9 protein-coding genes are annotated in these 13,969 nt (G+C 76.7%); 2 read left to right on the forward strand and 7 right to left on the reverse strand.

Translation table 11 applies throughout. From position 1 onward, the window contains the following. The first annotated feature begins 338 nt into the window (after positions 1 to 338). The gene (locus tag ABD324_RS34035) at positions 339 to 1,763 is read left to right on the forward strand and encodes a M20/M25/M40 family metallo-hydrolase (RefSeq protein WP_344426877.1); all 1,425 of its coding nucleotides are present in this window, start codon (positions 339 to 341) and stop codon (positions 1,761 to 1,763) included. A gap of 36 nt (positions 1,764 to 1,799) precedes the next feature. Here ABD324_RS34035 and ABD324_RS37440 read toward each other — a convergent pair whose 3' ends face one another. The 3 genes from ABD324_RS37440 to ABD324_RS34050 all read right to left on the reverse strand — a co-directional run bounded on the left by ABD324_RS37440 (position 1,800) and on the right by ABD324_RS34050 (position 5,183). Beyond that, complete coding sequence (locus ABD324_RS37440; RefSeq protein WP_425565961.1) at positions 1,800 to 3,902, reverse strand: DNA polymerase Y family protein; 2,103 nt, start codon at positions 3,900 to 3,902, stop codon at positions 1,800 to 1,802. A gap of 205 nt (positions 3,903 to 4,107) precedes the next feature. Beyond that, on the reverse strand, positions 4,108 to 4,821 hold the full coding sequence (locus ABD324_RS34045; RefSeq protein WP_344426879.1) for a hypothetical protein: 714 nt from the start codon (positions 4,819 to 4,821) through the stop codon (positions 4,108 to 4,110). A 122-nt stretch (positions 4,822 to 4,943) separates the two neighbouring features. Continuing rightward, positions 4,944 to 5,183, reverse strand: coding sequence for a hypothetical protein (locus ABD324_RS34050; protein WP_344426881.1), 240 nt, complete (start codon positions 5,181 to 5,183; stop codon positions 4,944 to 4,946). Positions 5,184 to 5,843: 660 nt separating this feature from the next. On the opposite strand from ABD324_RS34050, the gene ABD324_RS34055 reads away from it, so the two are divergent. After that, complete coding sequence (locus ABD324_RS34055) at positions 5,844 to 7,646, forward strand: glycosyltransferase family 2 protein (protein WP_344426884.1); 1,803 nt, start codon at positions 5,844 to 5,846, stop codon at positions 7,644 to 7,646. Positions 7,647 to 7,841: 195 nt separating this feature from the next. Here the strand turns inward: ABD324_RS34055 and purH are convergent, their stop codons facing one another. From purH to ABD324_RS34075, 4 genes are all read right to left on the reverse strand, one after another. Then, positions 7,842 to 9,425 (reverse strand): bifunctional phosphoribosylaminoimidazolecarboxamide formyltransferase/IMP cyclohydrolase, encoded by a 1,584-nt coding sequence (gene purH / locus ABD324_RS34060; RefSeq protein ID WP_344426887.1) that lies wholly within the window; start codon positions 9,423 to 9,425, stop codon positions 7,842 to 7,844. Then, positions 9,422 to 10,042 carry a phosphoribosylglycinamide formyltransferase gene (gene purN, locus ABD324_RS34065; protein WP_344426890.1) on the reverse strand — a complete coding sequence of 207 codons (621 nt, stop codon included), beginning with the start codon at positions 10,040 to 10,042 and terminating at the stop codon, positions 9,422 to 9,424. Before purN ends, purH begins: the two co-directional genes overlap by 4 nt. A 93-nt stretch (positions 10,043 to 10,135) precedes the next feature. Next, the gene (locus ABD324_RS34070; protein ID WP_344426893.1) at positions 10,136 to 12,319 is read right to left on the reverse strand and encodes a cell division protein PerM; all 2,184 of its coding nucleotides are present in this window, start codon (positions 12,317 to 12,319) and stop codon (positions 10,136 to 10,138) included. Between the two features lie 517 nt (positions 12,320 to 12,836). Then, on the reverse strand, positions 12,837 to 13,931 hold the full coding sequence (locus tag ABD324_RS34075) for a DUF5336 domain-containing protein (protein WP_344426896.1): 1,095 nt from the start codon (positions 13,929 to 13,931) through the stop codon (positions 12,837 to 12,839). Between the last annotated feature and the right edge of the window lie 38 nt (positions 13,932 to 13,969).

The raw sequence follows: 13,969 nt of genomic DNA on the forward strand, positions 1-13,969 counted from the left end.
GTCGCGCCCGCCCGATGCCGCCTGCGATGTTCCGTCACGTGCACCACCGGCGACAGGGTCCAGGTAATCGTCCGCGCCTGAGAAAGACCTGTGTCACACCCGTGTGGCGGCCGTGGATCCCGTGGATCACCCGACCGGACGTCCGCCGGGCGGGGCCGGACCGGATCGTCGACACTGGGCATTCCGTCGCTTCCGGGCGGACGAGACGGATCGGGCCGGGCAGACTGATCAGACGGAGCCGACTGATCAGTCGGGGCAGCCTGACCAGGTGGGGTCGACGGACGAGACGGGGCCGACGGATCGGACAGGCCGGCGGCTCGGGCGGGGGTGGGGCGGCGATGCGCGCACGGATGGTCCTGGCGGGCCTGCTGGCCCTGGTGCTGGCCGGGTGCAGCGCGACCGCCCCGACCCCCGCCCCGTCGTCCGTACCTGCTCCCGATCAGGGGCTTCCCGCCCGGCTGGTCGCCACCGCGAGCGGCGACGGCGCCTGGTCCCGTCTCGAACAGCTGCAGCGGATCGCCGACGACAACGGCGGCACCCGCGCGCTCGGGCGCCCGGGCTACGACGCGAGCGTCGAGTACGTGGCGAAGAGCCTGCGCGACAAGGGGTTCACCGTGGACACCCCGACCTTCGAGGTCCGCGACTTCGCCGTGCGGGACCAGCGGCTCACCGTCGGCGGCGCCGCGGTCGACACGGCGGTGCTGGGCTTCTCCCCGGCCACCCCGGCGGGCGGGCTCCGCGCCCCGCTGCACGTCGTCGCCCAGGACGCCACCTCCGGGTGCGAGGCCGAGGACTTCACCGGGATGCCCGCCGGAGCGATCGCGGTTGTCCTGCGCGGGACCTGCGCGTTCGGCGTCAAGTCGCAGAACGCGGCGCGGGCCGGGGCGGGCGCCGTGATCGTGGTCAACACCGACGACTCGCCGCTGCAGGGCACCCTCGGGGAGACGCCGGGGACGGTGCCGACCACCAGCGTCACCGGTTCGGCCGGCAGGGCCCTCGCCACGCGGGCGGGCGCGCCTGCGGAGCTCACCCTCGCCACCGAGACCACGCAGACGACCAGCCGCAACGTCGTCGCCCAGACGACCACCGGGGATCCCGGCCGCGTCGTGATGACGGGGGCGCACCTGGACTCCGTGCCCGAGGGACCGGGTATCGACGACAACGGCACGGGCAGCGCCGCGCTGCTCGAGGTCGCCACCGCGCTCGGCCCGAACCCGCAGGTCACCAACGCCGTGCGGTTCGCGTGGTGGGGCGCCGAGGAGGTCGGGCTCGTGGGCTCCACCCGGTACGTCGAGGGGCTCGCCGAGGCCGACCGGGCGAGGATCGCGCTCTACCTCAACCTCGACATGGTCGGCGGCCACAACGCCGGCTATCTCGTCTACGACGGCGACGACTCCGACCGGCAGGGCGAAGGGCCCGGTCCGGAGGGCTCGGCGACGATCGAGCGCGTGCTGCTCGAGCAGCTCGGGACCCTCGGCGTGCAGGGCGCGGGCACGGACTTCGACGGCCGCTCGGACTACGGCCCCTTCATCGAGGCGGGCATCCCGTCCGGCGGGCTGTTCACCGGCGCCGAGGAACGCAAGACGGCCGCGCAGGCGGCACAGTGGGGCGGACAGGCCGGCCAGCCGTTCGATCCCTGCTACCACCAGGCCTGCGACACCCTGGCCAACGTCGATCGCACCGCGCTCGACCGCAACGTCGACGCCCTGGCGGGCGCGGTCGGCCGCTTCGCCCTCTCCCTGGACGGCATACCGGCGCGCTAGACGGTACGGAGGTCCGGGCTGGGGCCTCCATACCGTCTAGTCGTAGATCCCGGCGACCCACCAGCGCTCCTTCCGCAGCACCAGCAGCAACGCCGCCCCGTCGGCCAGCTCGACCTGCAGCCTCGAACCCCCCGACGCCTCCGGCGACCACCAGCGCTGCAGCACCGGCCAGGGGCCTGCCCAGCCGCTGATCTCCCGCGGCGGGCGGCCGTCGACGAGGAGCAGGCACGGGTCGCCGTCGAGGAGGTCCGGGGCGCGCAGCCGGACCGGCCGGCCCTGCTCGTCGTGCACCTCGACCGGCAGGGGATCCTCCGGGACGGTCGCCGGGGAGGGCGCGGGCAGCCGCCCGGGCCAGACGGGGACCGGGTTCCGGGCCGCCCGGCTGGTGCGGACCTGCCGGGAGCGGGGCAGCTTGCGCGCGGTCGACTCCTCGTCCTGCTGCGCCACGGGCCCGGTCCCCCGCAACGCCGCCGCGGGGGCGCCGGGCGCGAACCCCCGGGGCACGACGACCGGGAGGGGCGCGGGGCGGATCCCTCCGGGGACCGTCGTCCCCCCGCCGGCCGGGCACCCCGCATCCGCACAGGCCCTGTCCGTGCAGGCCCTGTCCGTGCAGGCCCTGTCCGTGCAGGCCCTGTCCGTGCACGCCCTGTCCGTGCACGCCCTGTCCGGGCGCGGGTGGGCCGGAACCGTCGAGGTCGGGCAGACCATGCCCGTGCAGACCGAGGGCGAGCACACCGCGCCGGCCGCACCCGGACCGGACAGCAGGCCGAGGCGGCGCGGGCAGGGGCGGGCGGTGTCCTCCTCGTCCCGGACCAGGCTCAGGATCCGGCCCTGCGGATCGGGCGGCGAGGTGGGTTCGTAGCCCGGGGCCGGCGGGGCCGGGGGCGGCCCTTCGAGCGGGCCGGCGGCACGGGAGCCGGCCTCCCGGTCGTCGCCCCACGGCACGTACCGCACCCGTTCCCCCGGATCCCGCCCCGCCGACAGCACCGCCGTGACCACGGCCTCCGGCCCGAGCAGCGCCTGCACCCGGACCAGCGCGCGGCCGGCCCGCTCGTCGGCCTCCCCGACGTCGCCCCACAGCCCGAGCTGCAGCGCGCCCGCCGTGACCGTCTCCTCCGGGGTCAGCCGCAGCGCGACGATCGCGCCCGAGCCACCGCGGGTGAGCCAGGAGTCGAGCTGCCAGCGGACCCGGTCGACCGTCCCGGACGGGGTGAGGGGTTCGGCGCAGCGCCAGACCCGCAGCAGTTCCTCACCCGATCCGGTCCGCGCCCACACGCCGAGCCGGGTGCAGGACAGCCCGTGCCCCGCGAGCGCGCGGTGCAGCTGCTCGGCGAGCGCGCGGGCGGCGAAGGCGGCGGCGTCGACCCGGTCCACCGGCGGATCGAGCTCCACCTCCACGGCCAGCTCCTCGGGCGGACGACGGCGGACGGGCGGGCGCGGGTCGAGGCCGCGGGCGAGCCGGTGGGCGAGCACGGCGTCCGCCCCGAAGCGGGAGGCGACGTCGGCGGCGCTCAGCGACCCGAACGCCCCCAGGCTGCGCAATCCCAAGCGGCGCAACAGGTCCACGAGCTCGGACCGGTCGACGTCCGGCTCGCGGTCGAGCTCCTCCACGCCCAGCGGGGCGAGGAACTCCGCGCTGCGCCCCGGCTCGACCCCCACCCCGCGGCGGGCGGCCAGCACCGCGGCGAACAGCCCGTCGGCGAACCCGATCTGGCACTCGACGCCGGTGGCCGCGGCGACCGCGTCGATCAACCGCTCGGCGGCCCCCCGCTCCCCGCCGAAGAATCCCACCGGCCCCTGCGCGGGCAGCACGAGCAGCCCCGGCCGGACGATCTCCACCCCCGGCGCCAGCTCCTCGACGGCGACGACCACGGGCTCGAACAGCCGCGCGTCCCGCTCGGGGTCCGGGGCCAGGACCGCGATCTCCGGGCAGCGGGCCTGGGCCTCGCGCCGCCGCAGCCCCCGCCGCACCCCCGCCGCCCGCGCGGTGGCCGAGCACGCCACCACCCGGTTGGCCAGGAACACCGCGGCAGGACGGTGCCGGGGCACGTGCGCGGCCTGCATCGCCGCGGTCACGGGCCAGTCGGGCGACCACACCGCGAGCACCCGCTCGTCCGCCCGCGGCACCCCGGCGGTCACGCGGTCCGACCCATGATCGGCAAGTCGGACCGACAGGTGCGGAAATCCGCACCACTGGGTCCGAAACCGTGATCACCGGTGTGACCGGCACGCTCGGACCAGTTGCGCCACCACCGAAGTTCCATGATCGACGTATCGGACCCATCCGCGCCGTAGGTGGCGCTCATGGGTCCGAAACAGTGATCACGGAGAGGGGGGCGGCGGGTCACGAGACCGCCGCCTCGGAGGCCGGGAGAGCTGTCGCGCCCACGCCTTCCCGAGCGCCCACGTCCGGCCCACCCGGACGGCGTGCCGCGGAGCGGGTGCTCTCCTCCGGGAGGCCCACCGGCACGGCGAACCGAGTCGCTTCCTCGACCTCCACCGCCCCTGCAGGGCCGGGGAGCAGCAGCGCCGTCTCCCGGCCGGCCGCGCCGGTCCCCCGGCCCGTCGCACGGACGACCGCGCACCGCGACCGCAGCCGGCCCGCGCCCCGGTCGGTCCCCCGCCACCGCGAGCCCGAGCAGCCCAGGGACAGGTCCGCGCCGGGCCAGGCGCCCAGCGCCAGCAGCACCGCGCCACGCTGCCGGGCCCGCGCCTCGAGCCGCTGCCGGTCCGCCGCGCGCACCCCCGCCCGCGCGGCACCGGCTACGACCACCAGGTCCAGCCCGTCGAGCAGGGCGGCCGCCACCGCCACCAGGTCCGCACCCGGCCGGGGCACGAGCGCGAGCCGCTCGAGCCGCACCCCGGCCTCCGCGGCGGCGACCGCACCGAGCCCGGGCACCCCGATCACGCCCGCCCACGCGCCCTCCGCCGATGCCTCGGCGAGCAGCGCGAACAGCAGGGACATGGTCCCGGGGCCACCCGACACCGACACCGTGGTGCCCCGTCGCAGCCCTCCCGCAGGCAGCAACGGCACCAGCGGTGCCGCGACCGGGAGCACCCGGCCGTCCTCACCCGGAGCCGGCGCGGGACGCGTGTTCCCGGCCGTCCGGTCCTCCATCCGCCGCAGCAGCCCGCGAGCGAGGTCGAGCCGGCTGGCCCGGTCCCCCGCGGCCCGGTCCCCTACAGCCCGTTCACCCGCAGCCCGGTCTCCTGCGGCCCGGTCACCCGCGGCCCGGTCACCCGCGGCCCGGTCACCCGCGGCCCGGTCACCCGCGGCCCGGCCCCCTGCGGCCCGTTCACCCGCAGCACGGCCCCCTGCGGCACGATCCCCCGCAGCACGGCCCCCCGCAGCACGGCCCCCCGCAGCACGGCCCCCCGCAGCACGATCCCCTGCGGCACGATCACCCACAGCACGGTCACCTGCGACCTTCCGCAGGGCACCCTCGCCGCTCACGCCCGCACCGCGCCCGGTGCGGGTCGCCGTGCGGCCGGTCCCGAGAGCTCCCCAGCCTCGGTGACCGGCCACCGGTGATCCCCACGCCGGGCCGTACCGGTCCCCACCGGCACAACCCCACCCACGGCAGCCCGGCCCGCGGCGGCCCCGCCCAGGGCAACCCGACCCACAGCAGCCCCGCCCAGGACAACCCGACCCGGGGCAGCCTCACCCGCGACAGCCTCACCCGGGGCAGCCCGGCCCGCGACAGCCCCGCCCAGGGCAGCCCGGCCCACACCGAGCGCCCGCGAGCCGCACCACCCCACAGCAGCTCGGCCCGCGCCGGATCCGCCCGCGACAGCACGATCCCCCGCCACGGCGCACGCCCTCCCCCGAACCGCCGCGGGGAAGGCGACGACGTCCGGCCATCGAACGCATGTTCGACTTTACTGGCTCGAACGGGCCCGCTCAACCCCCGTCCGCGCGACCCCCGCCACCTCCCCGGACGAGTGAACGGCCGACACCGTCCGTCGAGGAGTTTCCGCAGCACAGAGGCCGTCCGCCGGTGGACCACTCGTCCGGGTAGCCGATCGAGCACGGAAAGACAAGATGGATGTTGCTCCGTCCGGCTGTACAGAATGCGCGCGATGGACGAGTCGAGCCCACGGATCGTCGCGCTGGTCCCCGCCCACGACGAGGAGGCCACCCTGCCTGCGGCCCTGGCCTCGCTGCGCGCACAGACCCGCCCGCCGGACCACGTCGTGGTGGTCGCGGACAACTGCACGGACGGCACGGCCGCGGTCGCAGCCGCGCTCGGAGCGGACGTGGTCGAGACCGTGGGCAACACCGACCGGAAGGCCGGGGCGCTCAACCAGGCGCTGGCGCTGCTGCTCCCCCGTCCACCGGCCCCGCCGGGCGCCGGCCTCACCGCGGCCGGACCCGGCTCGCCGGATCCCGACCTCCGGACGCCCGGTCCCGCCACACACGACGACACCCCCCGGCCCACCCCACACCCGGACCCGGACCCGGACCCGGACCCGGACCCGGACGATGCTCCGATCCCCACGCATGCCCCGCCGGACCATCGCCGGTCGCTCGCAGCGATCGCTCGGGACCCGGGCCACCTGCACACACCGGCGGCGCACCCCGACAACCCGGGCGGCCCCCGGCTCCCGCTCCTCGCGGACCACGATCTCGTGCTCGTCCTCGACGCCGACTCCGCGATCGCCCCCGGCTTCCTCGCCGTCGCCGTCGCCGAGCTCGCCGATCCCGGCACCGGCGCGGTCGGCGGGATCTTCCACGGCCGACCGGGCGGTGGACTGCCGGGGGCGTTGCAGCGCAACGAGTACGCCCGCTACGCCCGGGAGATCGAGCGCCGTGGCGGCCGGGCCCGGGTCCTCACGGGCACCGCGACCGTCTTCCGCGCCGGGACCCTCCGCGCGGTCGCCACCGCCCGCGGAGCGGCGCACACCGGCCCCACCCACGCGGCGGCACCCACCGGCCCGGCCTCCGGACCGTCGCCCACCGGTTCCGCGCGCGCAGCGGCGCACACCGGTCTCGCCCACGACGCACGTACCAACCCCTTCAACGGCACACCACACGCGGGCCTCACCCAGGCAGCAGCACCCGCCGGCGTCAACCCCGCGGAGACGCGCACCAGCCCCACCTCCGGAGCAGCGCACGGCGCTCCCACCGGAGCCGTGCACACCGATCCCCTGCTCCCCGGTGGGGCAGCCATCCCCGGAGCCGCCCACGACCGCACTCCCCGGGAAGGACCTCCTTCCGGCCCGGGCGGAGCAGTTCGGTCGGACCCGGTGCAGCACAACGGAACCACCGGTCGCGGGGCGCGATTCGACCCCGACCGCACCCTCGCACCACGGGCCGACCACCCGTCGTCGGGAAAACGGCTTCCCGGCCGCGCCGGCGACGTCTACGACTCCACCGCCCTGACCGAGGACAACGAGATCACCCTCGCCGTGCTCACCCTGGGTCTGCGCGCCCGCAGCCCGCGGGAGTGCGGGGTGCTCACCGAGGTCATGCCCACCTGGCGCGCCCTGTGGCACCAGCGGCTGCGCTGGCAGCGCGGGGCCCTGGAGAACCTGCGCGCCTACGGCCTCACCCGGGTCACCGCGCCGTACGCGCTGCGGCAGGCCGGGATGTACGCCGGGATCCTCGCGGTGGCGCTGTTCCTGCTGGCCACGGCGGTGTTCGCGGCGCTCGGCGAGCTCGGGCCACCCCGCGGGATCTGGCTCGCCATCACCACGGTGTTCGTGGTCGAGCGGGTCTGGACCGTCCGGCGGCGCGGGTGGCGCGGGATGGCACTGGCGCTGCCCGTGGTCGTCGAGTTCGGGTACGACCTGTTCCAGCAGGCGGTGTTCCTCGGCGCGGCCGCCGCCCGGCTGCGGGGCCGACCGGCCGCCTGGCACCACCTGCGCGCGGCGCCGGCCTGATGTACTGCAAGATCGGCAACACGGCGTTCTTCGTCGCACCCGCCGGGGCCGCGACCTTCGGCGGGCTCGACGCGCTGTGGTGGGCGGTCGCGCTCTGCACCGTGGTCGCCGCGATCCTGGCGTTGTTCCGCCTGCTCCCGCCCCTGCGCCGGGCCCACCGGCAGCGCCCCCGCAGGCACGGGGGCGCAGCCGGGATCAGTGCGCGAAGTGCCGCGTCCCCGTCAGGTAGAGGGTCACACCGGCGGCCGCGGCGGCAGCCGTGACCTCCTCGTCCCGGATCGAACCGCCGGGGTGGACGACGGCCTTGACGCCGCCGTCGATCAGCACCTGCAGCCCGTCGGCGAACGGGAAGAAGGCGTCCGACGCGGCGACCGCGCCCTGCGCCCGGTCCCCGGCGCGGGTGACCGCGAGCCGGCAGGAGTCGACCCGGTTGACCTGGCCCATCCCGACGCCGACCGCGGCACCGTCGGCCGCCAGGAGGATCGCGTTGGACTTCACCGCGCGGCACGCCCGCCAGGCGAAGGCGAGATCGGCGAGCGTCTCCGCGGAGGCCGCCTCGCCCGCGACCAGCTTCCAGCCGGAGGGGTCGTCGCCCGGGGCGTCGATCGCGTCCCGCTGCTGCATGAGCAGCCCGCCGCTGATCGGCCGGATCTCCGGCCCGGTGCGGACGACCTCGCCCGGCAGCTGCAGCAGCCGGATGTTCTTCTTGGCCTGCAGGATCTCCAGGGCCTCGGGCGCGAAGCCGGGCGCAAGCACGACCTCGGTGAAGATGTCCTTGACCTGCTGCGCGAACTCGACGGAGACCTCGCGGTTCGTCGCGATCACGCCGCCGTAGGCGCTCACCGGGTCCGTGGCGTGGGCCTTGCGGTGGGCCTCCGCGACGTCCGCGCCGACCGCGATGCCGCACGGGTTGGCGTGCTTGATCACCGCGACGGTCGGCCGGTCGCCGTGGTCGTGGGCGGCGCGCCAGGCGGCGTCGGCGTCGACGTAGTTGTTGTAGGACATCTCCTTGCCGTGCAGCTGCTCCGCCTGCGCGAGGCCCGCGGCGCCGGAGCTGTAGAGCGCGGCGGCCTGGTGCGGGTTCTCGCCGTAGCGCAGCGATGCCGTGCGGGTCCAGGTCGCGCCCACCCACTCCGGGAACGCGGTGTCGCCGGGCGCCAGGACGCTGCCCATCCAGGAGGCGACCGCGACGTCGTAGGCCGCGGTGTGCCGGAAGGCCTCGGCGGCGAGCCCGCGCCGGTCCGCCAGCGTGAACCCGCCGGCACCGATCTGCTCCAGCGCCCACTCGTAGCGAGCCGGGTCGGTGATCACGGCGAGGCTGTCGTGGTTCTTCGCCGACGCCCGGACCATCGCGGGGCCGCCGATGTCGATCTGCTCCACGCACTCGTCCGGCGTCGCCCCCGAGGCCACGGTCTCGGTGAACGGGTACAGGTTCGAGATCAGCAGGTCGAAGGGTGCGATGCCCAGCTGCTCGAGCTGCGCGAGGTGCTCGGGTTTGCGGGTGTCCGCCAGCAGCCCGGCGTGCACGCGCGGGTGCAGGGTCTTGACGCGCCCGTCGAGGCACTCGGGGAAGCCGGTCAGCTCCTCGACCGGGGTGACCGGGACGCCGGCGTCGGCGATGCGCTGCGCGGTCGACCCCGTCGAGACGATCTCGATCCCGGCCCCGTGCAGCCCGGTGGCCAGGTCGAGGAGACCGGCCTTGTCGTAGACGCTGATCAGGGCCCGCCTGACCGGACGGCGGTCGCTCGGTGCCGACGACTCGCTCGCAAGCTCGCTCACTGGACTCTCTTTTCGTTGCACATCGACTCGACGGTGCTCACCAGCAACCTGCGCTCGGCGATCTTGATGCGTTCGTGCAGCTCGGCCTCGGTGTCGCCGGGCAGCACCGGGACGGCCTCCTGGGCCAGGATCGGACCGGTGTCCACGCCGGCGTCGACCAGGTGGACGGTGGTGCCGCTGACCTTGACGCCGTGGGCCAGTGCGTCTCGTACCGCGTGCGCGCCGGGGAAGGCGGGCAGCAGCGCGGGATGGGTGTTGACGATCGGGCGCCCGATCCCCGCGAGGAAGGGGGCCCCGAGGATCCGCATGAACCCCGCACAGACGACCAGGTCCGGGGCATGACCGAGGACCCCGGCCAGCAGCGCGCGGTCCCAGTCCGCCCGGTCGGCGTGGGCCTTCGGCGGCACGACGAACGAGGGCACGCCGGCGCGCTCCGCCCGCTCCAGCGCGGTGGCCGGCCGGTCCGCACCGACGGCGACGACGCGACCGGGGAAGGCCGCCGGAACGTCGAGCAGAGCCTGCAGGAGGGTGCCGGAACCGGAGGCCAGCACCACGATCCGGGCCGCTGACGGTAGCGCTTCCCGCGAGACGTGCGCTGCGCTCGACGGGGCGGGCACCGGATCTCCTCGGGCGGGCGGCTCTGACAGGGACCCCACCAGCCTAGGTGGCGACGCCGGTCACAGCGGCAGCGACCTGGGTGTTCGGGCCGCTCAGTCCTCCTGCTCGCGCTCGGCCGCCGCCCGCTCCTCGGCCTGGCGGGCCCTCAGGGCGACGAGCTCGCCGACGGTGCGGGGCTTCGCGTCGTCCGGCTCCGGGGTCGGCGGGGCGTCGGTCTCCGGCGCGCGGCGGAAGAGACCCCCGTGGTGCGGCGCGGTCCGCTCCCCGCGGCGGGAGCCCCCGCCGACCGGGCGCCGACCGTCGTCCACCTCCCGGGCCTGCTCGCCGGCCGGGTCCGCCTCGACCCGTGCTCGACGACGGGTGCGGGCCCGCTCGACCGCCCGGCCGCCGGACCGGTCCCTCCCCCGTGGGCCGCTGGGCCGACGGCGGGCGCGAGCAGCGGATTCGGGCGCGGGACCGTCGTCGGCGGGGTCCGCCGGGTCGTGGTCGGCGGGGTCGTGGTCGGCGGGGTCGTGGTCGGCGGGGTCGTGGTCGGCGGGGTCGTGGTCGGCCCGGCCCCGGTCCGCCCGATCGGCGGCGCGGTCCTCGGCGGCGCGCGAGTCGTCGGCGCGGGAGTCGTCGGTGCGGGAGTCGTCGGTGCGGGAGTCGTCGGTGCGGGAGTCGTCGGTGCGGGAGTCGTCGGTGCGGGAGTCGTCGGTGCGGGGGTCGGCGCCGTCACTCTCGTCGGCCAGGTCGTGCTCGTCGCGCTCCGAGCGCTCGTCGTCCCGGGCGGGGTTCTCGTCCCGGTCGTCCTCCGCCGGGTCCGAGGCATCCGCCGGGTCCCGGGCCTCGCCGTCGCGGTCCTCGTCGCCCCACTCGTCCTCGACGAGGCCCTCGTCCGCCCGGTCGTCCCGGTCCTCGTCCCAGCGCTCGTCGTCCCGGTCCTCGTCGTCCCGGTCCTCGTCGGCCCAGCGCTCGTCGGCCCGGTCGTCCCCGTCCCACTCGTCGTCGGTCGTCGTGTAGCCGTCGCGATACCAGCCGAGGTCCTCGTCGGAGGTCTCCCCCCGGGGCGGGGCGCCGCGCTGGACCAGTGCGAGCACCGCCGCGGGAGCCCCGATCCACACCAGCACCGCGACGAACACCAGCCAGACCGGGACCGCGACCGGGTCGTAGGCCCCCGCAGCCAGCCGGCCACCCGCGAGCAGCGCCAGGATCGCGGCGACGACCGCGAGGCCCGCCGCGGCGAACGCCACGGCCCGCAGCCGCTCGGCCATCGGCGCGTCCGGCCCGAGGACCTGCCGGCACACCCCGCCCACGAGGAGCCCGATCCCGACCGGCACGATCACGACCACGACCGCCCAGGCGGGCGCGGTCTGGCCCGGCAGGCCGCCGAGCAGCGGGAACGGTGGCAGCGGCGCGAGCGCGCCGCCGAACGGCGTCCAGGACCCGAGCCCGACGTCCACGCCCGGGCCGAGCACCCAGGACATGCCGCCGACCACGGCGTTGGGCAGGTACGCGACGGACAGCAGGGTCGCCCCGAACGCCGCCCCACCGGTCGGGGCGAGCGCCTCGAACGCCGCGTGCACGCGCACCGCGCCGAACCCCAGCCCGACGAGCACGGCCAGCGCCCCGGCTGTCAGCAGCGCCGCGCCGCCGACCGCGCCCGCGGCGAGCCCGGCGGCCGGCCAGCCCCGCAGCCGCTCGCGCCAGTGCGCCGGCACACCACAGGTCCGCAGCACCCCGGCGGAGGCCCCGATCCCGGCGATGACGGCGGCACCGACCATCGCCGCCCACGGGGCGGCCGCGACCGCCGCCGCCCGCGGGAGCAAGGCGCTGCCCAGCACCGCGACCGCCGCGTGCGACCCGGCGAGTGCGGCGACCACCGCGCCGGCGTCGTGACGGACACGCCCCCCGAGCCGCCGCACGGCCCACCGCGCCCCGAGCGCGACGACGACCAGCACTCCCAGCGTCGGCAGCAGGGGCAGCACGCTGAGCGGCTGGCCCTCGAGCTCGAGGGGGATCTGGTGCGCGGCGAGCCAGAGCGGGATCGCGGCGGCGAACGCGCCGTCGATCGATCCGGACGCCCCGCCGCCCGAGAGCACGACGAGCAGCGCCGCCGGCACGAGCATCGCGTAGGTGACCAGCACGGTCCCCATCGCCGCGGCCATGACGACGCGCAGCCGGTCGAGGCCCTCCAGACCGCCCGCCTCCCCGGAGGACGGCTCCCCCGCGACGGACGTCTCCTCGGGTTCGGCCTCCTCGACGGGGCGGCGATCGACACGCAGGGAACGGCTCACCCCGGCAGCGTCGCAGCGCACCGCCCGCGAGTCAGCGCGCCACGCCGGGCCCACCCCGATCCCCGCCGCCCCGCTCCGCGGCGTTGATCACCAGGAGTGCGCGGAACCGGCCACCGGTGGCCGTCGACGCGCATTCCCGACGATCACGACCGTGCCCTCTCGTCGCCGACGTACACCTCGATCACCCGGGGCACGGGTCGACCCCGTCGCCCCGGATGTGCGACTCGGTCTTCCGAGAGCGCCGACTCGCGGGCAGCGAGCCGACCCCCGTCGTCGCAGACGTGCAACTCGGCCTCCCGAGAGCGCCGACTCGCAGGCAGCGAGCCGACCCCCGTCGTCGCAGACGTGCAACTCAGCCTCCCGAAAGCGCCGACTCGCAGGCAGCGAGCCGACCCCCGTCGTCGCAGACGTGCAACTCAGCCTCCCGAACGCGCCGACTCGCGGGGGTGGGGAGGGGCCGATCGTCGCAGATGTGTGTTTCGGCCTACCGGAAGTGCCGACTCGCGGGGTGGGGGGGCTACGGGGTGGAGCGGTCGGGGTCGGGCTGGATGCGGGTGGTGCGGTCCCCGCCGCTGTCGGAGGGGCGCTCGTGGCGGCCCGATCCGTCCTGGGCGGCGGGGTCGGCGGGGACCGGGGTGCCGTCGACCCGGGTCGCGTCGAGGTCCGCGGGGCGCTGGCCCCCGGCCAGGGGATTGCCCGTGCTGGTCGGGCCGGCGACCGACTCCGTCTGCGCCGACCACAGCGGCGACGGGGCCCCCTGCTGGCCGCCCGCCTGCGCCGCGAGGGACTGGCCCGACGCCTGCCCGCCCGTCGCCTGAGCGCCCGAGGACTGCCCGGGCTGGCCGGGTGCCGGCGAGGGCTGGGACGACGGGGGCTGGCCGGGCGACGACTGCCCGGGAGCGGGCTGGGCGGACGGGGCCTGGGCACCGGGTGCACCGCCCACCACCTGCTGCGATCCCGTCGCCGGCTGGCCGGCCGGGGCGCCCGGGTAGGGCTGGCCGACGACCGGCTGTGCGCCCGTCGGGGGCTGGCCGGGGCCGCCGTAGGGCTGCTGGCCCGGGTAGCCGCCGTACTGCTGCGGGTAGGCGCCCGAGGGCTGGTAGCCGTACTGCCCGTACTGGGGCTGTTGCTGCTGCACGTAGCCGCCGCCCTGCTGCGGCGGCGGGTAGCCCCCGTAGCCGTAGGGCTGGCCGGGCGGGCCGTAGCCCTGCGGCGGCGCGGCGGGCCGCGGGGCCGGCATCGTGACCAGGCCCGAGTCCAGCAGGACCGCCCCGGTCAGGGCCGCGGCCTGCAGGAACGACAGCACCAGCGACACGATCAGGATCCCGCCGAGCCCGGCCCGGGTGGCCACCACGACGACCTGCAGCAGCACCAGGAACCCGACGACCGACAGCACCGCGGAGGGGACCAGCAGCTTCCCGGCCCGGGGCAGCAGGACCGCCCCGGCGAGCAGGCCGCCGACGAGGAGCACCGGCCCCACGGTCAGCGCGCCCGACAGCCCGTCCCCGAAGAAGCCCAGCAGGTAGACGACCACCGCCAGTCCGGCGCCCACCAGCACGAGGGTCCGCACGGGCCCCTGCGGAACGACCGGGTTCTCACCCGTCTCACTCATGATCTCTCCCTCGCACGTCGACCGGGTCCAGTCTCCCC

It is taken from the genome of Pseudonocardia ailaonensis (genome assembly GCF_039531635.1).
Classification (GTDB): domain Bacteria; phylum Actinomycetota; class Actinomycetes; order Mycobacteriales; family Pseudonocardiaceae; genus Pseudonocardia; species Pseudonocardia ailaonensis.